16 protein-coding genes are annotated in these 23633 nt (G+C 64.1%); 9 read left to right on the top strand and 7 right to left on the bottom strand.

All coding sequences use genetic code 11. The annotated features are described in order from the left end of the window. Positions 1-49: 49 nt before the first annotated feature. From FVF58_RS32870 to phnC, 4 genes are all read right to left on the bottom strand, one after another. The gene (locus FVF58_RS32870; protein ID WP_149673926.1) at positions 50-886 is read right to left on the bottom strand and encodes a DMT family transporter; all 837 of its coding nucleotides are present in this window, start codon (positions 884-886) and stop codon (positions 50-52) included. A gap of 278 nt (positions 887-1164) precedes the next feature. After that, complete coding sequence (gene phnE / locus FVF58_RS32865; protein WP_149673925.1) at positions 1165-2028, bottom strand: phosphonate ABC transporter, permease protein PhnE; 864 nt, start codon at positions 2026-2028, stop codon at positions 1165-1167. Next, positions 2025-3002 carry a phosphonate ABC transporter substrate-binding protein gene (gene phnD / locus FVF58_RS32860; protein ID WP_149673924.1) on the bottom strand — a complete coding sequence of 326 codons (978 nt, stop codon included), beginning with the start codon at positions 3000-3002 and terminating at the stop codon, positions 2025-2027. Before phnD ends, phnE begins: the two co-directional genes overlap by 4 nt. A gap of 40 nt (positions 3003-3042) precedes the next feature. Next, a complete protein-coding gene (gene phnC, locus FVF58_RS32855; RefSeq protein ID WP_149673923.1) occupies positions 3043-3954 on the bottom strand; it encodes a phosphonate ABC transporter ATP-binding protein in 912 nt (303 codons plus the stop codon). 292 nt (positions 3955-4246) lie between these two features. Between phnC and FVF58_RS32850 the strand changes: the two genes are divergently transcribed. The 4 genes from FVF58_RS32850 (at position 4247) to FVF58_RS32835 (ending at position 12164) form a co-directional block, all read left to right on the top strand. After that, positions 4247-5284 (top strand): M14 family zinc carboxypeptidase, encoded by a 1038-nt coding sequence (locus FVF58_RS32850; protein WP_149673922.1) that lies wholly within the window; start codon positions 4247-4249, stop codon positions 5282-5284. Beyond that, positions 5281-6099 (top strand): alpha/beta fold hydrolase, encoded by an 819-nt coding sequence (locus FVF58_RS32845; protein WP_149673921.1) that lies wholly within the window; start codon positions 5281-5283, stop codon positions 6097-6099. Before FVF58_RS32850 ends, FVF58_RS32845 begins: the two co-directional genes overlap by 4 nt. A gap of 157 nt (positions 6100-6256) precedes the next feature. Next, positions 6257-11092, top strand: a complete 4836-nt coding sequence (locus tag FVF58_RS32840; protein WP_149673920.1) for an NAD-glutamate dehydrogenase — start codon at positions 6257-6259, stop codon at positions 11090-11092. A gap of 154 nt (positions 11093-11246) precedes the next feature. Then, entirely contained in the window at positions 11247-12164 is a 918-nt protein-coding gene (locus FVF58_RS32835) for a cation diffusion facilitator family transporter (protein WP_149673919.1), read from the top strand. A 56-nt stretch (positions 12165-12220) separates the two neighbouring features. On the opposite strand, the gene FVF58_RS32830 is transcribed toward FVF58_RS32835, so the two are convergent. Continuing rightward, positions 12221-13201 carry an aldo/keto reductase gene (locus FVF58_RS32830; protein ID WP_149673918.1) on the bottom strand — a complete coding sequence of 327 codons (981 nt, stop codon included), beginning with the start codon at positions 13199-13201 and terminating at the stop codon, positions 12221-12223. A gap of 232 nt (positions 13202-13433) precedes the next feature. Here FVF58_RS32830 and FVF58_RS32825 point away from each other — a divergent pair, with 232 nt between their 5' ends. Then, the gene (locus FVF58_RS32825) at positions 13434-14507 is read left to right on the top strand and encodes a purine-nucleoside phosphorylase (protein ID WP_149673917.1); all 1074 of its coding nucleotides are present in this window, start codon (positions 13434-13436) and stop codon (positions 14505-14507) included. Between the two features lie 247 nt (positions 14508-14754). On the opposite strand, the gene FVF58_RS32820 is transcribed toward FVF58_RS32825, so the two are convergent. Together FVF58_RS32820 and FVF58_RS32815 are read right to left on the bottom strand one after the other, a co-directional pair. Further along, positions 14755-15066 carry a DUF4148 domain-containing protein gene (locus FVF58_RS32820; protein ID WP_149673916.1) on the bottom strand — a complete coding sequence of 104 codons (312 nt, stop codon included), beginning with the start codon at positions 15064-15066 and terminating at the stop codon, positions 14755-14757. A 257-nt stretch (positions 15067-15323) separates the two neighbouring features. After that, complete coding sequence (locus tag FVF58_RS32815) at positions 15324-16328, bottom strand: LysR family transcriptional regulator (protein WP_149673915.1); 1005 nt, start codon at positions 16326-16328, stop codon at positions 15324-15326. Positions 16329-16502: 174 nt separating this feature from the next. Between FVF58_RS32815 and FVF58_RS32810 the strand changes: the two genes are divergently transcribed. Genes FVF58_RS32810 through FVF58_RS32795 form a run of 4 tightly spaced genes read left to right on the top strand, consistent with a single transcriptional unit; the run spans position 16503 to position 23448 of the window. Then, positions 16503-17357 (top strand): alpha/beta hydrolase, encoded by an 855-nt coding sequence (locus tag FVF58_RS32810; RefSeq protein WP_149673914.1) that lies wholly within the window; start codon positions 16503-16505, stop codon positions 17355-17357. 34 nt (positions 17358-17391) lie between these two features. Further along, on the top strand, positions 17392-18600 hold the full coding sequence (locus FVF58_RS32805; RefSeq protein WP_149673913.1) for an efflux RND transporter periplasmic adaptor subunit: 1209 nt from the start codon (positions 17392-17394) through the stop codon (positions 18598-18600). Between the two features lie 56 nt (positions 18601-18656). After that, positions 18657-21842: an efflux RND transporter permease subunit gene (locus FVF58_RS32800; RefSeq protein WP_149673912.1), complete on the top strand. Its 3186-nt coding sequence runs from the start codon at positions 18657-18659 to the stop codon at positions 21840-21842. Between the two features lie 13 nt (positions 21843-21855). Continuing rightward, positions 21856-23448 carry an efflux transporter outer membrane subunit gene (locus FVF58_RS32795; RefSeq protein ID WP_149673911.1) on the top strand — a complete coding sequence of 531 codons (1593 nt, stop codon included), beginning with the start codon at positions 21856-21858 and terminating at the stop codon, positions 23446-23448. Positions 23449-23633 lie beyond the last annotated feature (185 nt).

Raw genomic sequence — 23633 nt, 5'->3', positions numbered from 1 at the left:
TTCGCCATGCCCCAGAATTTCCCCCTTGCCAGCACAGCGCCGCGACGCGCTATATCCGGATCAGCACAGCGCCCAGCGTCACGAGTGCGCACGCCACGATGCGTCGCGGTGTGAGTTTCTCGCGCATGAACAGCCAGCCGATCAACACGGCGAAGATCGAACTCAGCTCACGCAGCGCCGAGACCATCGCGATCGGCAGATACCGGTAGGCCTCGATGATCAGGCAATAGGCGCCGAGCGCGAGCACGCCCGACGCGATGCCCTTGCACACCACCGTGCGGCCGATGAACAGCCCCTTGGCGCCGCCGCGCCAATGCCAGGCGAGCAGAAACTGCGGGATGTTCCAGATCAGATAGACCCACATGATGTAGCTCAGTCCACTGCCCGCGACGCGCGCGCCGATCCCGTCCACCACCGAATACGCGGAGATGAACAGGCCGGTCAATAGCGCAAACGGCACGCTCTCGCCGGAAAAGCGCATGCCGCGCCGAAACGCGAGCGACACGATACCGAGCGACACCAGCGCGACGCCGAGCGCCGCCAGCGGCTTGAGCGCTTCGCCTGCGAACACCAGCGCGCCGGCGAACACGAGCATCGGCGAAAGACCGCGGGCAATCGGATAGATCTGGCCGAAGTCGCCGCTTTTATATGCGCGGATCAGCGCGACCAGGTAGCCGAACTCCAGCACCACCGACGCGAAAATGTACGGCCAGGCCGCGGGCGCGGGCATGGGCAGCACCAGCACGCCGACCGCGCTGACGGCGATATACGGAATCGCCATCATGCCGAGCAGCCAGACGCGGTCTTCGGAAAGATGCAGAAACGCGTTCCAGGTGGCGTGCAGCAGTGCGGAGAGCAGCACCAGCAGGACGACAAAGGTTTCCATCGACTACCAGCAAGAGGAGGGGGAAAGGCCGGGGGGGGCGGGCCGCAAGCCCGTGATTATTCCAGCAGAACGCCGGAATGGAGGAGTGGACGACTAAAGCGAAGGGGCTTTATGTGGAGAAAAGCGGTGATTTATGGCGATGGTGAGGTTGAGATGATGGGGCTGATGGAGGCGTTGACGTGACGCTGGCGCGCGGTTTCGATTGACGGCGGTGGCGACGCAACGCCGTGCTTCGCCACCGCCCTTGACCGAGCCGCCAACCCCAGCGCGCCTCAGGCTCAGGTCACGCGCTCGCGCAACCACGCGGACGCCAGGTCGATCACCGTCACCACGACCACCACCATGATCATGACCGCCGCGGTCTGCGCGTAGTCGAACGAGCGGATCGCCTCGTACAGCACCACGCCGATCCCGCCCGCGCCCACCATGCCGACCACCATCGCCGAGCGCACGTTGGATTCGAAGCGATACAACGCATAGGAGATCCACAGCGGCAGCACTTGCGGCAGCACCGCATAGACGATTTCGTCGAGGGGGCTTGCGCCGGTGGCGCGCACGCCTTCGGCCGGACGCGGATCGATGGCCTCGACCGCTTCGGCGAAGAGCTTGGCGAGCACGCCAGTCGTGTGCACCCACAGCGCCAGCACGCCGGCGAACGGACCGAGCCCGACCGCGACAATGAACAGCATCGCGAAGACCATTTCGTTGATCGCGCGGCAGGCGTCCATGACGCGGCGCATCGGCTGCACGATCCACATCGGCGCCATGTTGTGCGCCGACATCAGTCCGCACGGCACCGCGCACACGAGCGACAGCGCCGTGCCCCACACCGCCACCGACAGCGTCACCGCCATCTCGTGCAGATAGCTGCGCCACTCAGTGAAGTCAGGCGGGAAGAAGTCTTTCGCGAACTGACCCATGTTGCCGGAGTCGCTCAGCAGATCCATCGGACGCATGTCGGCGCCATGCCATGTGCCGCCCAGCACCGCCAGCACCGCAATCCAGCCGAGCAGCGACCACCAGCTGCGTTTGCCCGCCGCGGCCCCGGCTTGCCCTGCCGCCGGTGCTGAACGCGGGCCCGTCTGGTTGGCGGCCGCTTCGCTCGCGCGCTTGGGCGGCGCGATCAGGTCGGCGCTATTCATTGCTTCGCTTGCGTGGCGTTGAGCGCGCTCAGCTTCGCGTCGAGCGCGGCCAGCTGGGTCTTGCGGTCGTCAGCGGAAAGATGCGCGTCGCTCTCGATCTTCTGCTTCTGCTGGAACAGCGCGACCTGGCGAATCGGCAGCAACTGCGCATCCGACGATGCGGCGAAGCCGCTGTAGCCGGTGATCGCCGCCATTACCGCCTTCTCGTGCGGATCGGTCTTCGCGTAGTTCAGGAAGAATTTACGCAGCTTGTCCTTGGTCGCTTCGGGCAGATCCTTGCGCCACACCAGCGGGTCCGACGGAATCAGCGGCGAGGTCCACAGCACACGCACTTGCGCGAACTTGTCCGGATGCTGCTTTTTCAGCGTGTCGAGCATTTCGGTGTTGTTGGTCGCAATGTCGATCTTGTTGTTCACGACGGCCAGCAGATTCGCTTCGTGACTCGACGGCAGCACGGTCTTGAACGCCGTGTTCACCGGCGTGTTGTGCTTCGCGAACAGGTAGTAGCCGGGAATCAGCGTGCCCGACGTCGAATTCGGATCGCCGAAGCCGAGCGTCACGTCTTTCGTGTTCTTGAACACGTCGTCGAGCGTCTTGAAGCGGCTGTTCACGTTGGTGATCAGCACCGAGTAGTAACCCGCGTCGCCGTTCGCATACTGGATCTTCGCGAATACTTCGCCATCCGAACGATCTACCGCTTCGATTGCGGACGCATTGCCGAAATAGCCGACCTGAACCTTGTTGAAGCGCATCCCTTCGATAATGCCGGCGTAGTCGGTCGCGAAGAACGCCTTGACGTTCAGGCCGGTCTCTTTGTTCATGTCGTCGATCAGCGGTTGCCAGCGCTGTTTCAGCACCGACGACGAATCGGTCGAAATGATGCCGAGGTTGATGTCCTCGGCGTAGGCGGTGGCGGCGCAGGCGAAGGCGGCTGCACCGATGGTCAGCGTGATCAGTGAACGCAGGAATTTCATCGATTGAGATCCGGTTGATTGGCGGAGTGGGGCCGCGCGCTCAGTTCGAGTGCGCCGGCTTGAGGGCGAATGGGTAGCGGGTGGCAGCGGGCGTAGTCTCGTCTTGCGCCGGCGCGCCGGCGGTAGTGCGATGCGCTGCGTCAGCGTGTTCCATGCGCGCAGTGGCGTCGTCGAGCAGTTCGCGGGCGTCGTCGCCGTAGAGCTTTTTCAGCAGCACCGGCGTGAGCGCGGCGGACGGCCCGTCATAGACCACCTTGCCGCGACGCAGTGCAATCGTGCGCGGGCAATATTGCATCGCGATGTCCACCTGATGCAGCGACACCAGTACCGTCAGCTGATGCTCGACGTTCAGCGCGCGCAGCATGTCCATCACGCGGCGTGACGATTCGGGATCGAGCGACGCGATCGGCTCGTCGGCGAGCACGATGCGCGCGCGCTGCACCAGCGTCCGCGCCAATGCCGCGCGTTGCTGCTGGCCGCCGGAAAGGTTGGCGGCGCGCTCGTACGCATGTTCGCCGATGCCGACTTCGTTGAGCGCGGCGAGCGACGACGCGCGCTCGGCGGCCGGAAAGCGGCCGGTCAGGCGGCGCCACCACGGCAGGCGCGCGAGCGCGCCGATCAGCACGTTGGTTTCGACGGAGAGCCGGTTCACCAGATTGAATTGCTGGAACACAAAGCCGATGTCGCGGCGAATGCTGCGCACTTCCCTGACAATGCGGCCGTTCTGCTGGATCGGCCGGCCGAGAATGGCGATCTGCGACGGCTGCGGGTCGGACGCCGTGAAGCCCGCGATGTGCCGCAGCAACGTCGACTTGCCCGACCCTGACGCGCCGATCAGCGCGACCATTTCGCCGGCCTCGACGCGCAGATCGATTTCGTCGAGCGCTTTGCGGCCGTTGCCGAACGTCTTGCTCAGCCGTTCGATACGAATTGCTTCCCGAATTGCTTCCATAAGTACCCCTCGATGCATCCGGGCGTTGCCGGCATGTGTGGGCCTCATTCTAGGAAGCGTCTGTGACGGTTGAGTGAAGGCGTTGCAACGTCTAGACGACTATATCTTTACGTGTCCCTTTTACGTCGTTATGAAGGCAGATTGAAGTCACTAACTTGACCGAATCATGACGTCCGGATGACAGGCTTCGCACACCCCAGCATGCCGCTCACGCATGAGGGCGCGCGGCCAGGCTATATTGCGTCATCCATGTGCCGTCCCCAAAAACCGAGCCATTCCTTGCGACGTCGCCATGCAGCCTTTCTTGAGCTTCCTTCCCGACAGTTTCGCGGAGTACGAAGACCTCATGTCGATCCTCGACCAGGGCAGCGCCAGCTTCGAAATCCGCACGGTCTGCGACACCGCGGTGCGCGGGCGGCAGTTTGCCGTGCACACCGCGAGCATCGGTTCGACCGATCCGCTCGCGCCGGCAATCGGGTTTTTCGGCGGCATTCATGGGCTCGAACGGATCGGCTCGCAACTCGTGCTCGACTACATGCGCGCGCTGCTCGCACGGCTCGAATGGGATGAACTGCTGGTGCGGCAATTGCAGTCGATTCGTCTGATCTTCATGCCGATCGTCAACCCGGGCGGGATGTGGGCGTCCACGCGCGCGAATCCGAACGGCGTCGATCTGATGCGCAATGCGCCGCAGAACGCGGACGAACGCGTGCCGCTGCTTGCCGGCGGTCAGCGTCTGGGCGCATGGCTGCCGTGGTATCGCGGGCGCGAAGGCGCGCCGATGGAGCCGGAGGCCGCCGCGCTGTTGCAGGTGGTCGAAACGCAACTGGTCACGCGGCCGTTGAGCATCGCGCTGGATTGCCACTCGGGTTACGGCTGGAGCGACAGCATCTGGTTTCCCTACGCGCGAACCCGCAAGCTGATGCCGCATTTGCCGGAGATGTACGTGCTGAAAACGATGTTCGAGCGCGCGCATCCGCATCATGGCTACGCGTTCGAACCGCAGAGCCACCAGTATCTGCTGCATGGCGATCTGTGGGACTACGCTTACGACCGCGCGCCGGCACCGCACATCTTCTTGCCGATGACGCTCGAACTCGGCTCGTGGCTATGGATCAAGAAGAACCCGCGGCAGCTGTTTTCGCGTCAGGGGATGTTCAACCCCGTGATGGCGCATCGCACCGAGCGCGTGTTGCGGCGTCATGCGAACCTGCTCGACTTCCTCGCGCGCGCCGCGTTTTCGGCGCAGCGCTGGTTGCCGCAAGGCGGCCGTCGCGAGCAACTGCTGCAAAGCGCAATCGACCATTGGTACAAAGCGGGAACTGCATGAGCGCGTGGATACTGCTGCGCGGACTCACGCGCGAAACGCGTCACTGGGGCGGTCTGCCCGACGCGCTGCGCGCCGCGCGCGGCTTTGACCGCCTGCTGCTGATCGATCTGCCGGGCAACGGCGAGTTCACGCACCTGCGTGCGCCGAACGCAGTCGCCGGCATGGTCGATTTCATCCGGCATGCCGCTTTGCAAACCGGCGAGCCCGGGCCATATTCCGTGCTGGCGATGTCGCTCGGCGGCATGGTGGCGACGGCCTGGGCGCAACGCCATCCCGCCGAACTCGAGCGGCTCGTGCTGATCAATACCAGCATGCGGCCGTTCAGCCGCATGCACGAGCGGCTGCGGCCGCCGGCATGGCCGGGCTTGCTGGGCGTCGCCGCGCACTGGAGCGATGCGCCACGCGCCGAGCGCGGCATTCACCGGCTGACGTGCAATCGCGCCGACACGCTGGACGCGGATCTCGACGCGTGGAGCGCGATTCGCCGCAGCGCGCCGGTGAGCCGCGGCAATGCGCTGCGGCAACTGTGGGCCGCCGCGCGCTTTACCGCCGCGATTGCTGCGCCGCATTGTCCGCTGCTGATCCTGTCGTCGCGCGACGACCGGCTGGTCGACCCGCGGTGTTCGGCGAAGCTCGCGGCGGCATGGGGGGCGCCGCACCGGGAGCATCCGTGGGCCGGCCATGACCTGCCGCACGATGATCCCGCATGGACCGCCGAACAGGTCCGCGCATGGCTCGAACAGCAGCAGTCGCCCGCGCAAACACAGGCGCACCCACAGGCGGCCGCGCAGGCCGCGCCGAAGCCCGCGCTCTAGACAACCGGCTGTGCGGTTGCAGCATGACAATCGTCAGCGGGTATAACCTGGCAACGGTCGTCGATCGGATGCGGGTCCGCAGGCGCATAATTCCTCCTCAGACGATGCATGTGAATCAAGCCGTACTCGCCATTGCCGCTAGCCGGGGGAGTTGATCATGCAAGCAAAGAACGAAGAAGCCGTCACGCACTTGCTGAACGATGTCGTCGAATTCGCGCGTGGACGCCTGCCGGAGCCAACCTTCAACGTCGTCGAGCCCTTTCTGCGGCACTACTACGACTTTGTCGACGCCGACGATCTGCAAAGCCGCTCGATCGCCGATCTGTACGGCGCGGCGCTCGCGCACTGGCAAACCGCGCAGCGCTTCGTGCCTGGCGCTGAACGGCTGCGTGTCTACAACCCGATCCTCGAACAGCACGGCTGGCACTCGGATCACACCGTGGTCGAAATCGTCAACGACGACATGCCGTTCCTCGTCGATTCCGTTTCGATGGCGGTCAACCGCCAGGGGCTCGCGCTGCATTCGGTCGTGCATCCGGTGTTTCGGATCTGGCGCGGTCCGGACGGCGGCATCGCGCGGGTCAGCCAGGGCGCCGAGGAAGCCGCCGACACGCGCTCGCATTTGACCTCGTTCATCCACTTCGAAGTCGACCGTTGCGGCGATGCCGCAAAGCTCGACGCGTTGCGCGACGACATCGCGCACGTGTTGCGCGACGTGCGCGCCGCGGTCGAGGACTGGCCGAAGATCGTCGAACTCGCGCGCGCGACGATCAAAGGTATGAAGCCGGGCGAGGGCGGCCCGGAAGGTGTCGAAACGCGCGCGTTTCTCGAATGGATGGTGGCCGATCATTTCACCTTCCTCGGTCAGCGCGACTACGAACTGCTGCAGCACGAGAACGGCTACGGCCTGCGTGCGGTGCCCGGCTCGGGGCTCGGCATTCTGCGCGATGCGCTGCGGCCCGCGGGCTCGGCCGAAGTGACGGCGTTGCCGCCGGCGGCCGCCGAGATCATCGCGAGCGCGTCGCCGATCTTTCTGACCAAGGCCAACTCGCGAGCCACCGTGCACCGGCCGGGCTATCTCGACTATGTCGGCATCAAGCTGACCGGCGCGGACGGCAAGGTGACCGGCGAGCGGCGCTTCATCGGCCTCTATACGTCCACCGCGTATTTTCTGTCGGCCGCGGACATTCCGATCGTGCGGCGCAAAAGCGCGAATATCGTCAGGCGGGCTGGTTTCCTGCCAAAAGGTCATCTGGCGAAATCGCTGGTGACCGTGCTCGAGACCTATCCGCGCGACGAACTGTTCCAGGCCGACGAAGATCAGCTCTACGACATCGCGCTCGGCGTGCTGCGTTTGCAGGAGCATCAGCGTACGCGCCTGTTCGTGCGGCGCGATCGCTTCGACCGCTTCGTGTCGTGCCTCGTGTTCGTGCCGCGCGACAAGTACAACACCGATCTGCGGCAGCGCATCGCAAATCTTCTGGCCGCCGCGTTCAACGGCGAGAGCGTCGAATTCACGCCGCTGCTTTCGGAGTCCACGCTCGCGCGCATCCACTTCGTCGTGCATGCGAAGCCGGGCGGCATGCCCAACGTCGACACGCGCGAACTGGAGGCGCGGCTCGTACAGGTCGCACGCCGCTGGCAGGACGATCTTGCCGACGCCTTGCTCGACGCATTCGGCGAAGAGCACGGCAACCGCCTGCTGCAGCATTACGCGGATTCGTTTCCGGCTGGCTACCGCGACGACTATCCGGCGCGTACGGCGGTGCGCGATATCGAACTGATCGAACGCGTGCAGGGCAGCGAGCGGCTCGCGATGAATCTATACCGTCCGATCGAAGCCGGGCCGCGCAGCTTCCGCTTCAAGGTCTATCGCGCGGGTCAGCCGATCGCGCTGTCGCGCAGCTTGCCGATGCTCGAACATCTGGGCGTGCGCGTCGATGAAGAGCGGCCCTATCTGATCGAGGCGCTAGGCGCCACGCCCGCGTGGATTCACGACTTCGGGCTCGAACTCGCGGACGACGCGGAGTTCGACATCGAACGCGTGAAGGATCTTTTCGAGGAAGCGTTCGAGCAGGTGTGGACCGGCGCGATCGAAAGCGATGACTTCAACCGCCTCGTGTTGCGCGCGCAATTGAATGCACGTGAGGTGACGATTCTGCGCGCGTATGCGAAGTACTTGCGCCAGGTCGGTTCGACCTTCAGCGACGCGTATATCGAGCGCGCGGTGACCGGCAATCCGGCGATCGCGCGAATGCTGGTCGAGCTGTTCATCGCACGCTTCAATCCCGTGTTCGGCGACACGCGCGAGGCGCGCGTGGACGGCTGGCTGAGCAAGATCGACAGTGCGCTCGACCAGGTGCCGAATCTCGACGAAGACCGGATCCTGCGGCAGTTTCTCGGCGTCATCAAGGCGACCAAGCGCACCAACTACTATCGCTTCGATGCAGAGGGCCGTCCCAAGCCGTATCTGTCGTTCAAGTTCGATCCCGCGCAGGTGCCCGGCTTGCCCGAGCCCAAGCCGATGTTCGAGATCTGGGTCTATTCGCCGCGGGTGGAAGGCGTGCATCTGCGCGGCGGGCGCGTGGCGCGCGGCGGCCTGCGCTGGTCGGACCGGCGCGAGGACTTCCGCACGGAAGTGCTCGGCCTGATGAAGGCGCAGATGGTGAAGAACGTGGTGATCGTGCCGGTCGGCTCGAAGGGCGGCTTCGTCGTGAAGAATCCGCCGCCGCAGAGCGAGCGCGATGCGTGGATGCGCGAAGGCGTCGCATGCTATCAGACGTTCTTGCGCGGCCTGCTCGATCTGACCGATAACCTTTCCGGCACGGACGTGGTGCCGCCGCCCGACGTGGTGCGCCACGATCCCAACGATCCCTATCTGGTGGTCGCCGCCGACAAGGGCACGGCCACGTTCTCCGACTACGCGAACGCGATCTCGCAGGAATACGGCTTCTGGCTCGACGACGCGTTTGCGTCGGGCGGCTCGGTCGGCTACGACCACAAGAAGATGGCGATCACCGCGCGTGGCGCATGGGAGTCGGTCAAACGGCACTTCCGCGAAATGGGCGTGGATACGCAGACAATGGACTTCACCGTGGTCGGCGTCGGCGATATGTCGGGCGACGTGTTCGGCAACGGCATGCTGTTGTCGCCGCATATCAAACTGGTGGCCGCGTTCGATCACCGGCATGTCTTTCTCGACCCGAATCCCGATCCGGCTGTGAGCCTTGCCGAACGTGCACGGCTTTTCACGCTCGACCGCTCGAGCTGGGCCGATTACGATCCGTCCTTGATCTCGGCGGGCGGCGGCGTGTTTGCCCGCACCGCCAAGACGATTCCGTTGTCGCCGGCGGTGCAGTCGGTGCTCGGCATCAGCGCGACGGCGCTCGCGCCGGCTGAACTGATGCGTGCGATTCTGCAGGCGCCGGTCGATCTGCTTTATAACGGCGGCATCGGCACCTATGTGAAGGCGAGCCGCGAAACGCATCTGCAAGTGGGCGACCGCGCGAACGACGCGATCCGCGTCAACGGCGCGGACCTGCGTTGCAAGGTCGTGGCCGAAGGCGGCAATCTAGGTTTGACGCAACTCGGGCGCATCGAATTCGCGCAGCGCGGCGGCCGCCTCAATACCGATGCGATCGATAATTCCGCGGGCGTCGACTGCTCGGACCACGAGGTCAACATCAAGATTCTGCTGGGCCTCGTCGTCGCCGATGGCGAGATGACCGACAAGCAGCGCAATGCGCTGCTCGCGGAAATGACCGACGAAGTCGGGCTGCTGGTGTTGCGGGACAACTACTACCAGACCCAGGCGTTGTCGATTGCCGGCCGCTATGGCGTCGAATTGTTCGACGCCGAGGCGCGTCTGATGCGCTACCTCGAACGCGCAGGACGCCTGAATCGCGTGATCGAGTTCCTGCCGACCGACGAGGAAGTCGCCGAACGGCTCGCCGCGAAGCAAGGCCTCACCACGCCCGAGCGCGCGGTGCTGCTCGCCTATAGCAAGATGTGGCTGTACGACGCGCTGCTCGAATCGTCGATGCCGGAAGACCCGCTCGTCGCCGACATGCTGGTCGAATATTTTCCGAAGCCGCTGCGCCAGCGCTTCAGCGTGCCGATGCAGCGCCATCCGTTGCGCCGCGAAATTCTCGCGACCCATTTGACCAATGCGTTGGTGAACCGCGTCGGCTGCGAGTTCGTGCATCGGCTGATAGAAGAAACCGACGCGCAGCCCGGCGAGATCGTGCGCGCCTGCATCATGGCGCGCGACGTATTCGATCTCGACGACGTGTGGCGCAGCATCGACGCGCTCGACAACCGCGTCGCCGACGATGTGCAGGCGCGTATGTTCGTCGAAGTCGCAAGGCTCGTCGAACATTCGGCGCTATGGTTTCTGCGGCACCTGCAGGCGGGCGGCAACGCCGACGTGACCGGCCTGCTCGCGCGGTGCCGCGAAGCGGCCGGGCGTCTCGCGCCACAATGGCCCGCGCTGTTGCCGGCTGCCGATCTCGAAGCGCTGTCCGAGCGGCGGCGCGTGCTCACCGATGCGGGTGTGGATAGCGAACTGGCGGTGCGGATCGCGAGCGGCGAAATATCGGCATCGCTGCTCGACATCGCCGAAGTGGCATCGACTTGCGGACGCAGCCTCGAACTGGTGGCGGGCGTGTACTTCGCGCTCGGCACGCTGCTGAACTACGGCTGGATCAGCGAGCGCGCGGTCGCGTTGGCGGCGCCCACGCACTGGGACATGCTCGCGCGCGCCACGGCGCTCGCCGAACTGACCCGCCTCAAACGCGCGCTGACCACGAGCGCGCTGGCCGGTGCGGACGAAGCATCGACACCGGATGCGCTGGTGCAGGCATGGCGCGACAAGCGCGCCGCGCAACTCGAACGCTACGCTCGGCTGCTGGCCGATCTGCGCGCGACCGGCGGCGCGAGTCTGTCGATGCTGCTGGTGATCGTGCGTGAGATGGCGGCGCTCGAAAGGGTCTAGCGAGACGCGGCGCGAGCGCAGAGGGACGCCGTGAAGATGAACAGGAGCGCGGTGCGAACAACACCGGCGTTGGACGCACGCCGCCCGGCATGCCCATAATACGGCTTCTTGCCGCGTGCAAGCTCACTGCAATCTCACGGACGTCCTGCCGACGATGAAAGAAGAATCGCCGAAAGCCATTTTCTATGCGCTCGCCGCCAACCTGGGCATCGCCATCTGCAAGTTCGCCGCTGCGTCGTTCACTGGCTCCGGGTCGATGTTCGCTGAAGCGATTCACTCGACCGCCGACTGCGGCAATCAACTGCTGCTGCTGTTCGGGCTGCGCCAGGCGCGCAGGCCGGCGAGCCCATTGCACCCGATGGGCGGCGGACGCGAAATCAATTTCTATTCGCTGCTGGTCGCGTTGCTGCTGTTCTTTGTCGGTGGCGCGTTTTCGGTGTATGAGGGCGCGCATCGTCTGATCGCGCGCGAGCCGCTGCAGCATGCGTATGTCGCGTTGGTCGTGCTCGGTGTGTCGGTGGTGCTCGAAGCGCTGTCGTTGTGGGGCGCCGTCAAGGAGATTCGCAAGACGCATCCGGACAAAAGCATGTGGCGCTGGTTCCGTGAGACACGCGAGTCCGAACTGCTGGTCGTCGCGGGAGAGGATATCGCCGCGTTGGCGGGGCTCGCGATAGCGTTCGTCGCCGTGCTGCTCACGATGGTGACCGGCAATCCGGTGTATGACGCGCTGGGTTCCGTCGGCGTCGGCTTCCTGCTGATGGCGATCGCGTGGCTGGTGGCGCGCGAAGTGAAGTCGATGATCGTCGGCGAATCGGCGAGCCCGGAAGTGCGCCGCGCGATCGAGGCGCATCTGCGCGCGCGCGCCGAGATTCGCGGCATCGTCAACCTGATTACGCTGCAATGGGGACGCCACGTGGTGGTTGCGGTGCAGGCGGAAATGATCGACTACGCGAGCGGCCGCGCGATGGTCGATGCGATCAACGTGATCGAAGCCGATTTGCAGGCAACGTTTCCGCAAGTGCGCTGGGTGTTTTTCGAGCCGGAAGTGCCGCGCGTGTCTGGCGGCACTTGAGGCGAGGCTGGCGGACATCATTGCGGTGTCCGCCTCGACCTCGTCAATGCGCCCGGTTATTTGAACCCGGTCACGGCATGCGGCACATACAGCTCTTCGAGCTGCTGTATTTCGTCCGCGCTGAGGTTCAACGACAGCGCCGCCACTGCATCATCCAGATGATGCAGTTTGGTCGCCCCGACGATCGGCGCGGTAATCGGCTTCTTCTGCAATACCCACGCTAGCGCGACCTGCGCGCGCGGCACGCCGCGTTCGGCGGCGATCTTGCTGACCCGTTCGACGATGCGCCGGTCCGCATCTTCCGTCTGCGCATAGAGCGTGCGGCCGAATTCATCGGTCTCGGAGCGCGCGCTTTCGGTGTTCCAGTCGCGCGTCAGACGTCCGCGCGCGAGCGGGCTCCATGGAATCACGCCGATGCCTTCGTTTTCGCACAGCGGCAGCATCTCGCGCTCTTCCTCGCGATACAGCAGATTCACGTAGTTCTGCATCGTCACGAAACGCGTCCAGCCATTGCGTTCGGCGACGTGCAGCGCCTTCGCGAACTGCCACGCGTACATCGACGACGCGCCGATATAGCGGGCCTTGCCGGCCTTCACGACGTCGTGCAGCGCTTCCATGGTTTCCTCGATCGGCGTGCCGTAGTCCCAACGATGGATCTGGTACAGGTCGACGTAATCCGTGCCGAGGCGCCGCAGGCTGTGATCGATTTCCGACATGATCGCCTTGCGCGACAGACCCGCGCCATTCGGGCCCTGATGCATGCGGCTGTTCACCTTGGTAGCCAGCACGATCTCGTCGCGCTTCGCAAAGTCCTTGAGCGCGCGGCCGACGATTTCCTCGCTGGTGCCGTCCGAATAGACATTGGCGGTGTCGAAGAAATTGATGCCGTGGTCGAGCGCCTGCTTGATGAAGGGCCGCGCGGCTTCGTCGTCGAGCGACCACGGATGCGTGCCGCGCGAGGGCACGCCATAGCTCATGCAACCGAGACAAAGACGCGATACATCGAGGCCGGTGCGGCCGAGTTTCACATAATCCATCGTGGTGCTCCTGTTGTGAAGTGCACAAAGGCGGTGCGCCGGGCTTTCGATTATAGGGAAATGACGCCGATCACGTGGCGAGCCGAATCACGCTGCCGCACCGCTACTTTCACAGCCCGAGGAGAATTTACGCATCACGGAGTGGCAAATAATTTCTTCACACCTATACTTCTTTCGGCCTGAAAGCAGCACTCTCTCCCAACCTGCATCGTAAGCAAAAAGGAAAGTCATGATGCTGACTCGTTCTCTCGGCGCGTTCTGCGCCTGTGCACTCGCGGCGTGCGCGGCCATGTCGGCCGGACCGGCCAGCGCGGACGACAACGATGGCTTCTCGCAAGGCGACGGCGGATCGCATCGGCAGCCCGTCAAGGTGATGATCATCTCGATGTTCGGCCCCGAAGGCCAGGTGTGGCTCGACCGGCTCGGCCCGTGGCGCGACATCCCGGTGGACGGCTTGTCGCCCGATTACCCGAACGTTCACTGCAACCGGCAGGACGTGTGCGTGATGACGACCGGCATGGGGCACAGCAACGCCGCGGCATCGATCATGGCGCTGACTTTCTCGCCGCGCTTCAATCTGCGGCACACCTACTTCATGGTCGCCGGGATCGCCGGCATCGACCCGCAACAAGGCACGGTCGGCTCGGCCGCGTGGGCGAAGTATCTGGTCGACTTCGGCATTCAGTGGGAGATCGACGGGCGCGAAATTCCGTCTGGCTGGAATACCGGCTATCTGGGAATCAACACGAGGAGTCCCGCGGACAAGCCGCCGCTCGACTACCGCACCGAGGTGTTCCAGTTGAACACGCAACTCGCCGATACGGCATTTGCATTGTCGCGCAACGTTGCGCTGTCCGATAACGCGCAGGCTCAGGCCGCCCGCGCGAAGTATGCGTATGCGCCCGCTAATCGTCCGCCCACAGTGATTCAGTGCGATACGCTGGCTGGGGACACGTGGTGGTCAGGCACGCTGCTCGGTCAGCGGGCGCGTGACTGGACGAAGATTCTGACGGACGGCCAGGGCGTGTACTGCACGACGCAGCAGGAAGACAACGCGACGTATGAAGCGCTCAAGCGCGCGGCGTCCGTGCATAAGGTCGATCTGAATCGCGTCGCGGTACTGCGCGCGGGTTCCGATTTCGACCGGCCCTACGATGGGCAGACAAGCGCGGACAACCTGCTCAACTATGCGGCTCAAGGCGGCTTTACGATTGCTATCGAGAACCTGTTCCGCACGGGTAATCCGCTGGTGCAGGAGATCGCCACGCATTGGGGCGAGTGGCGTGAAGGCGTGCCGAAGCGGTAACGCCTGATCGTGTTCAAAGAAGTGTGCCCGCGCATTGAATGCCGCGGGCACAGGTACTACCGCCGCTGAAAACTGCCCGCGGCGCTTATCGCTGGGGCGCGCGATATGGCGTCCACACGGGGGTATCGGTGTCCCATTGGTCCAGTTCGGATGGTGTCATGATGTGCTCATTTTTGAAGAGTGCATGTGTCGCGCCGCGATGATCATTTATTTTGGAAGCCGAATCATCGTGGCGTCTTCGCCTGAGTTACTGGCCGCTTGCGACGCGTGTCGCATCGCCGTTCGCGCCTTCCTGCAACGCGATACGAGCAGCCTGCGTCTGGCCGATCAGGCCTTTGTTCGGATAGCTGGTGCGATTGAGTTCAGGCAGGGAACCGTCACGATAAGCGGCGACCAGTTCGGCCTTGACTTCCTCGCGCGTCTTCGCGCTCGTGGTCGGCGTGGGTTGCGTTTGATAAGTACCCGCGCGGCCGATGCCGCCACCGCCGTTGCCTTGCGCAAACACCGGCGCGCTTGCGAGCAGCGAAAGAGCCAGACCTGCCAACAGATTGCGTTTCATGATTCACTCCTGTCGATTCGTTTGCAGCACGAGGGGCGCTGCGACAGGGTGAAATGTAGTCTTCGAGGCCGTGCGGATAAATCGCGCTTTCGTGAAATGAATTGTCGGGAAACTAGAACAATCGCGTTGAGGGGGGCTGACTCGTGGCTAACTCATGGCTAGCGCGGGGTTGGCTCAGCCAACCGCGGCATTAGCGCCGCGGTTGGAATTCACTGTTCCAGATTTTGTACTTCAACTTCCGCATTTCACGCGCTGGATCACGCGACCCATTCGGTAATCACAGGTGTTTCGAGCGCCGGAGCCGACTCGCGTTCTTCGAGCGTGCGCTTCGTGCATGTTGCGTCGAGACTGCCGCGTCCGCTCAGCAACGGGCAGCGGTCGAACAGCTCCGCAATCCAGTCTACGAAAACACGGACTTTGGGCGACAGATGACGACTGTGCGGATAGACTGCGGAAATCGGCATCGGCAATGGTTTCAGCTCCGGTAACACTTCCACGAGTTGGCCCGAACGCAATTGCGGCAGCACCATGAAGAGCGCCGGCTGGATCAGCCCGAAGCCTTCGAGTCCGCAGGTCACGTAGGCGTCCGCGTCGTTCACCGACACGATGCTCTTCATCTTCACTTCGACTTCTTTGCCCTCCACGAGGAACGCCCAATCGAGTGTGCGGCCCGTGCGGCTGGAGAAGTAGTTGACCGCTTTGTGATTGTCGAGATCTTCGAGCGAGGCCGGCATGCCTGCCCGCTCGATGTAGTCCGGGGACGCGCAGGTCACGCCCTCGAACAGGCCGATGCGCCGCGCGACCAGCGATGAGTCCTGCAGCGCGCCGACCCGCACCACGCAGTCCACGCCTTCCTGCAGCAGATCGACAGGCCGGTCCGACAGGCCGAGTTGCAGATCGATGTCCGGATAGCGCGTGTGGAATTCACACAGCGAAGGAATCACCAGCAAGCGGCCGATCGAGCCCGGCATGTCGATGCGCAGCTTGCCGTGCGGCTTCTTGTTGCCGCTCTGGAAACTCGCCTCGGTCTCCTCGACGTCCGCGAGAATGCGCACGCAGCGTTCGTAGTACGCCGCGCCGTCCGGCGTGAGCGACAGGCGCCGCGTGGTCCGGTGCATCAGACGCGTGCCGAGGAACGCTTCGAGGTTCTGAATAATCGTGGTGACGGATGCGCGCGGCAGATCGAGCGTTTCCGCTGCGCGGGTAAAGCTGTTGGTGTCGACGACACGCGTGAACACTTGCATGGCCTGAAGCCGGTCCATTGCAAACCTCCAGAAAGGGGCGGGCGCACCAGGCGGGGATCGAATCCGCAGAGCAATCGCATTCGATTGTTCAGGGGCGCCGAATTGTGTTGCCGGATTATAGGCATTTATTTACGACTCTGCCGAACCCACAATTCGCACCATTGAAGTTCTATGCGCATTGCGCGGCTCGACATGGATGCATTTAAACCGCCGTACTCCTTTTTTGCCCTTGACAGCGGGCCGCCAGAGGCAGACAGCACGGCACTCGAAGTCACTGACGTGCAGATCGAAGGGCACGCTCAGGACATCACGTTGCGTTTGTACCGGCAATCGAAAAAGACCGCATTGCCAGTACTGCTTTATTTCCACGGCGGCGGCTTTACCAAGGGCTCGATCGAACAGGCCGAGTTCGCCGCGCGTTATTTCGCAGAACACTTACCGGCGCTCGTCGTATCGGTGGGTTATTCGCTGGCGCCCCGGTTTCCGTTTCCCGCGGCGCCCGAAGACGCACATCGCGCGGCACTTTGGGTGCGGACGCGGGCGCGTGCATTTGGCGGCAATAGCAGAAAGGTCGGCGTGGCCGGCCACGATGCGGGCGGGCAGTTGGCCAACTGCCTCGCGTTCATCGCGCGGGACCGCGGTGACGTGCAGATCGCGGCGCAGGCGCTGTTCGGGCCGATGCTCGACCCGAGCCTCACGCGTCTGGGCGACGAAAAGCGTTTGGGTTCGGACATCACGGCAAGAGAGTGCGCGGCGTGTTATCGCGCGTATCTGCCGCAAGCGTCGCAACGCATGCATCCGTATGCGGCGCCGCTCGAATCGTCGCGGCTCGCGGGCCTGCCGGCCACGCTGATCGCGACCGCACAAAACGACGTGCTGCATGTGGAAGCGGAGAAGTACGCGAGCAGTCTGATCGACGCGGGGGTGCGGACCCAGGTGGTCCGCTATCCGAGCGTCTCGCACGCCGCGCTGGCCGATCATCCGCCCGCTTTGCAGGAAGCGGTGCGATTTTTTCAGTGGCGCTTCGATGCGCGTGCTCATCGATAAACAGAAATTTAATCAACGATACCGGGAGCTTCACATGACCATCCTTCCTCTTTCCCGTCGCCGTCTGGCGATCGCCGCATCAGTCGTCATCGTGGTGGCTGGGCTCGGCACCTTCGGCGCGATTCGCGTGGATGCAAGCTCGCCCGCCGCGCCCACCATCGTGCCGGAAGTCGATGTCGCCAACGTGGTGCAAAAAACGATCACGGACTGGCAGAGCTATTCTGGCCGCCTCGAAGCGGTCGAAAAAGTCGACGTACGTTCGCAGGTGCCGGGCACCATCGTGTCGGTCAACTTCAAGGACGGCGCGCTCGTGAAGAAGGGCGACACGCTGTTCGTGATCGATCCGCGTCCGTATGCGGCGGAAGTGGATCGCGCCGAAGCGCAGCTCGCCGCCGCGCAGGCGCGCACCGGTTACACGCAAAGCGACTGGGAGCGCGCGCAGCGCCTGATCGGCGACAACGCGATCGCCAAGCGCGACTACGACGAGAAGCAGAACGCCGCGCGCGAAGCCAGCGCCAACCTGAAGGCCGCGCAAGCCGCGCTCGAAACCGCGCGCATCAATCTCGGCTACACGAAGATCGTGGCGCCGGTGGCGGGCCGCGTGTCGCGCGCGGAAATCACGGTGGGCAACGTGGTGTCGGCGGGCGCAAGCTCGGCGCCGTTGACCACGCTCGTGTCGGTGTCGCCGATCTACGCATCGTTCGACGCGGACGAACAGACCTACCTGCAATACCTGAACCGCGCGAAAGACGGCAGCAAGGTGCCGGTGGAGCTGGGTCTCGCGGACGAAAGCGGCTACTCGCGCAGCGGCACGATCGAATCGGTCGACAACCGGCTCGACACGTCGTCGGGCACGATCCGCGTGCGCGCGCGTTTCGATAACGAGGATGGTGCGTTGATTCCCGGTTTGTATGCACGCGTGAAGGTGGGCGGCGGCGCGCCGCATCCGGCGCTGCTGATCGACGACGCCGCGGTCGGCACCGACCAGGACAAGAAGTTCGTGCTGGTGGTCGATCAGAGCAATCACGTCGTCTATCGCGAAGTGTCGGTGGGCGGCATGCAAGGCAACCTGCGCGTCGTCAGGGACGGGCTGAAGCCGGGCGACCGCATCGTCGTCAACGGCATTCAGCGCGTGCGTCCCGGCGACACGGTGCGCGCCCACGTAGTGCCGATGACGACCGACCAGGACCCGAACAGCACGCCGCTCGCGCAAGCCCGCGCGAAGGCCGATAAGAATTCGTGAGCCCCATGCGCCGCGGCACATTTGCGCGGCGCTTGCTCCAACGTTAAGAGCTTCCCATGAACATATCCAAATTCTTCATCGATCGGCCGATCTTTGCCGGCGTGCTATCGGTATTGATCCTGCTGGGGGGCATCATTTCGCTCTTCAAGCTGCCGATCTCGGAGTACCCGGAAGTCGTGCCGCCGTCGGTGGTGGTGCACGCGCAATATCCGGGCGCGAATCCGAAGGTGATCGCCGAAGCGGTCGCTTCGCCGCTCGAAGAGCAGATCAACGGCGTCGAGAACATGCTGTACATGCAGTCGCAAGCCAATAGCGACGGCAACCTCACGCTCACGGTGACCTTCAAGCTCGGCACCAATCCGGACCTCGCGACACAACTGGTGCAGAACCGCGTGAACCAGGCGCTGCCGCGTTTGCCGGAAGATGTGCAACGGCTCGGCGTCACGACCATCAAGAGTTCGCCCACGCTGACGATGGTGGTCCACCTGATCTCGCCGAACAATCGCTACGACATGACGTATCTGCGCAATTACGCGCTGCTGAACGTCAAGGACCGGCTCGCGCGGATTCAGGGCGTCGGCGAAGTGCAGTTGTGGGGTTCGGGCGACTATGCGATGCGCGTGTGGCTCGATCCGCAGAAAGTCGCGCAGCGCGGTTTGACGGCGACCGAAGTGGTCAACGCGATCCGTGAGCAGAACATCCAGGTGGCAGCCGGTGTGATCGGCGCATCGCCTTCGGTGCCGGGCACGCAGTTGCAGTTGTCGGTGAATGCGCGTGGCCGTTTGAAGACCGAGGGCGAATTCGGCGACATCATCGTCAAGACCGCGCCGGATGGCGGCGTGACCTATCTGCGTGACATCGCGCGTGTCGAACTGGCGGCGTCGGAATACGGCTTGCGTTCGCTGCTCGACAACAAGCCGGCCGTCGCGCTCGCAATCAATCAGGCGCCGGGTGCGAACTCGCTGGCGATTTCCGAGCAGGTTCGGGCGGCGATGAAGGAGCTGGCCGAAGACATGCCGGCGGGCGTCGAGTACCGGATCGTCTACGACCCGACGCAGTTCGTGCGCGCGAGTATCGAAGCGGTCGTGCATACGCTGCTCGAAGCGATCGCGCTGGTGGTGCTCGTCGTGATCGTGTTCCTGCAGACGTGGCGCGCGTCGATCATTCCGTTGATCGCGGTGCCGGTGTCGATCGTCGGGACCTTCTCGCTGCTGCTTGCATTCGGCTTTTCGATCAACGCGTTGTCGTTGTTCGGCATGGTGCTCGCCATCGGGATCGTGGTCGATGATGCAATCGTGGTGGTGGAGAACGTCGAACGGAACATCGAGAACGGGCTGAGTGCGCGCGATGCGACGTATAAGGCGATGCAGGAAGTGAGCGGGCCGATCATCGCGATTGCGCTGACACTGGTCGCCGTGTTCGTGCCGCTCGCGTTCATGACCGGCCTGACGGGCCAGTTCTACAAACAGTTCGCGATGACCATCGCGATCTCGACGGTGATCTCGGCGTTCAACTCGCTGACTTTGTCGCCGGCATTGTCCGCGCTGCTGTTGCGCAGCCACGGCGCGAAGGAAGATTTTCTGACGCGTGTGATGAACCGTCTGCTGGGCGGCTTCTTCAAGCGCTTCAACAAGGTCTTTCATCGTGGCTCGACCGCTTATGGCCGCGGCGTGAAGGGCGTGCTGCGCCGTAAGGGCGCGATGCTCGCGGTGTACGCGATCCTGCTGGGCGCAACCGTACTGGTCTCGCGCGTGGTGCCGGGCGGCTTCGTGCCGGCGCAGGACAAGGAGTATCTGATTGCGTTCGCGCAATTGCCGAACGGCGCGTCGCTGGATCGCACGGAAAAAGTCATTCGCGACATGAGCGCGATTGCGTTGAAGCAGCCCGGCGTGGAAAGCGCGGTGGCGTTCCCCGGTTTGTCGGTGAACGGCTTCACGAATAGTTCGAGCGCGGGCATTGTGTTCGTGACGCTCAAGCCCTTTAAGGCGCGTGGCGACAGGAAGCTTTCGGCCGGTGCGATTGCCGGTTCGCTGAACCAGCAGTACGGCGCGATCAAGGATTCGTTCGTCGCGGTGTTTCCGCCGCCACCCGTGCTCGGCCTCGGTACGCTCGGCGGCTTCAAGATGCAACTGGAAGATCACGGCGCGCTCGGTTACGCGGAGTTGAACAAGGCGGCGCAAGCTTTCGTGAAGCGCGCGGCGCAAACGCCTGAACTCGGCCCGACCTTCTCCAGCTATCAGATCAACGTGCCGCAACTGAACGTCGACCTGGATCGCGTGAAGGCCAAGCAACTCGGCGTGCCGGTCACGGATGTGTTCAACACGATGCAGATCTATCTGGGCTCGCTGTATGTGAACGACTTCAACCGCTTCGGCCGCGTGTATCAGGTGCGGGTGCAGGCGGACGCGCCGTTCCGTCAACGCGCCGACGACATCCTGCAACTGAAGACGCGCAATGCGGCGGGCGACATGGTGCCGTTGTCGTCGCTGGTGACGGTGACGCCGACGTATGGTCCGGAAATGGTGGTGCGTTACAACGGCTACACGGCAGCCGACATAAACGGCGGACCGGCGCCGGGCTTCTCGTCGGGCCAGGCGCAGGCCGCGGCCGAACGCGTGGCCGCCGAAGTGTTGCCGCACGGCGTGAAGCTCGAATGGACCGATCTCACGTATCAGCAGATTCTGGCCGGCAATGCGGGCATGTGGGTGTTCCCGATCAGCGTGCTGCTGGTGTTCCTCGTGCTTGCCGCGCTGTATGAAAGCCTGACGCTGCCGCTCGCGGTGATCCTGATCGTGCCGATGAGCGTGCTGTCCGCGCTGACCGGCGTGTGGCTCACGGGCGGCGACAACAACATCTTCACGCAGATCGGGTTGATGGTGCTGGTGGGGTTGTCGGCGAAGAACGCGATTCTGATCGTCGAGTTCGCTCGCGAGCTGGAGCACGACGGACATTCGCCGCTGTCGGCGGCGATCGAGGCGAGCCGCCTGCGGTTGCGGCCGATTCTGATGACGTCGATTGCGTTCATCATGGGTGTGGTGCCGCTGGTGCTGTCGAGCGGTGCCGGGTCGGAAATGCGTCACGCGATGGGTATCGCAGTGTTCTTCGGGATGCTCGGCGTCACGCTGTTCGGTCTGATGCTCACGCCGGTGTTCTATGTGGTGCTGCGCACGATGGCGGGCGGAACGATTCACGTCGCGCAGAAGGATTCGCCGCACTATGGCGCGCCGGTGACGGACGCCTGAGGAGAAAACAATAATGAAACGCTTTGAATCTCGGTTTGACTCTTTGAGCGGGTGGGGCCGCGCGGCCGTCAGCGGGTTGCTGGTTGCGCTGCTCGCCGCGTGCTCGGTCGAGCCCACGTATAACCGGCCAGAAGTGGATACGCCGGCCGCGTTCAAGGAAGCACCCGTAACGTCGGCTACGTCTGCGCCTTCCGCGCAGGACACCGGCACGTGGAAGGAGGCCCAGCCCGCCGACGACGCGCATCGCGGCGAATGGTGGACGATCTTCGGCGACGCGCAACTCAACGCGCTCGAAGAGCAGGCCGCCGCCGCAAATCAGGACCTGAAGGCAGCGGCGGCGCGCGTGCAGCAAGCGCGCGCGGTGACCCGGGCGGCGAAGTCCGACTGGTTCCCGAAACTCGACGCGGGCTTCGGCCCGACACGCGAACGTGCGTCGGCGGCCTCGCAATTCCTGCCGGACAGCGCGGGCGGCACGACCGGCACGATCTGGCGCGCGCAGGTCGGGGCGTCGTATGAGGCGGATCTGTTCGGGCGGGTCAGCTCGAACGTGAACGCGTCGACCGCGGACGAGCAGCAAAGCGAAGCGCTGTTCCGTTCGGTGCAACTGTCGCTGCAGGCCGACGTCGCGCAGAACTACTTCCAGCTGCGCGAACTCGATACGGATCAGGAACTGTACCGCCGTACCGTCGAATTGCGCGAAGACACGCTGAAGCTGGTCGAGCGGCGTTTCAGGGAAGGCGATATCGGCGAGCTGGATGTTTCGCGCTCACGCAACGAACTCGCGAGCGCGCGGGCCGATGCGGTCGGCGTCGCGCGTCAGCGCGCGGCCTCAGAGCATAGTCTCGCGATTCTGCTCGGCAAGCCGCCGGCGGACTTCTCGTTCGCGCAAGCGCCGCTCGTCCCGGTGACGGTGCGCGTGCCGCCCGGTCTGCCTTCGGCGTTGCTCGAACGGCGGCCGGATGTGTCGGCGGCGGAGCGCGCGATGGCGGCCGCGAATGCCCGCGTGGGTCTCGCGAAGTCGGCGTTCTTCCCGAAGCTCGATATCACCGGTGCTTTCGGCTTTGAATCGGCGACGCTCGGCGATCTGTTCATGTGGTCGAGCCGCGCGTTCATTCTCGGTCCGCTGGCCGGCACCGCGCTGACGGTTCCTCTGTTCGACGGCGGCCGTCGCAAGGCGAACCTCGCGCAAGCGCGCTCGAAGTATGACGAGGACGTGGCGCAGTATCGTCAGCAGGTGCTGGTGGCGTTCCGCGAAGTCGAGGACAACCTGGCCGATCTGCGTCTGCTCGACGATCAGATGCGTGAGCAGAACAACGCGGTCGAGGCCTCGCAACGGGCGGCGCATCTGTCGCGCACGCAATACACGGAGGGTGCGGTCAGCTATCTGGATGTGATCGACGGCGAGCGGCAGGTGCTGACTTCGCAATTGCAGGCGAGTCATCTGTCGGGCACGCAGGCGGTCGCGACGGTGAATCTGATTCGCGCGCTGGGCGGCGGCTGGGGTGATGCGAAGACGCCGGACACGGCGGTCGGAGCGCTCGCGCCGGATGCGGCTTCGGGTGCCGCGGCGGCTTCGCCCGCGCCGCAGCAGGTGGCGAAGCGGTAACCGACTGGCTCAGCTCATCGACACCGTCATGAACGCCGGGTCGCGCGACAGCGCACCCGGCGTTTTTTCGTGTGCGCCCAGCATGGGCGCACTCTTGTGGGTGCAAGTCCCGCCGCGAGTTGATCACAGCGAGCGAAGCGAAGCGCAACTGCACGAGGGTGACCGAGTGTGGGGAGGAAGCGTGG

This window comes from Paraburkholderia panacisoli, assembly GCF_008369935.1.
GTDB lineage: Bacteria > Pseudomonadota > Gammaproteobacteria > Burkholderiales > Burkholderiaceae > Paraburkholderia > Paraburkholderia panacisoli.
This window is presented reverse-complemented; position numbering and strand designations above follow the sequence as displayed.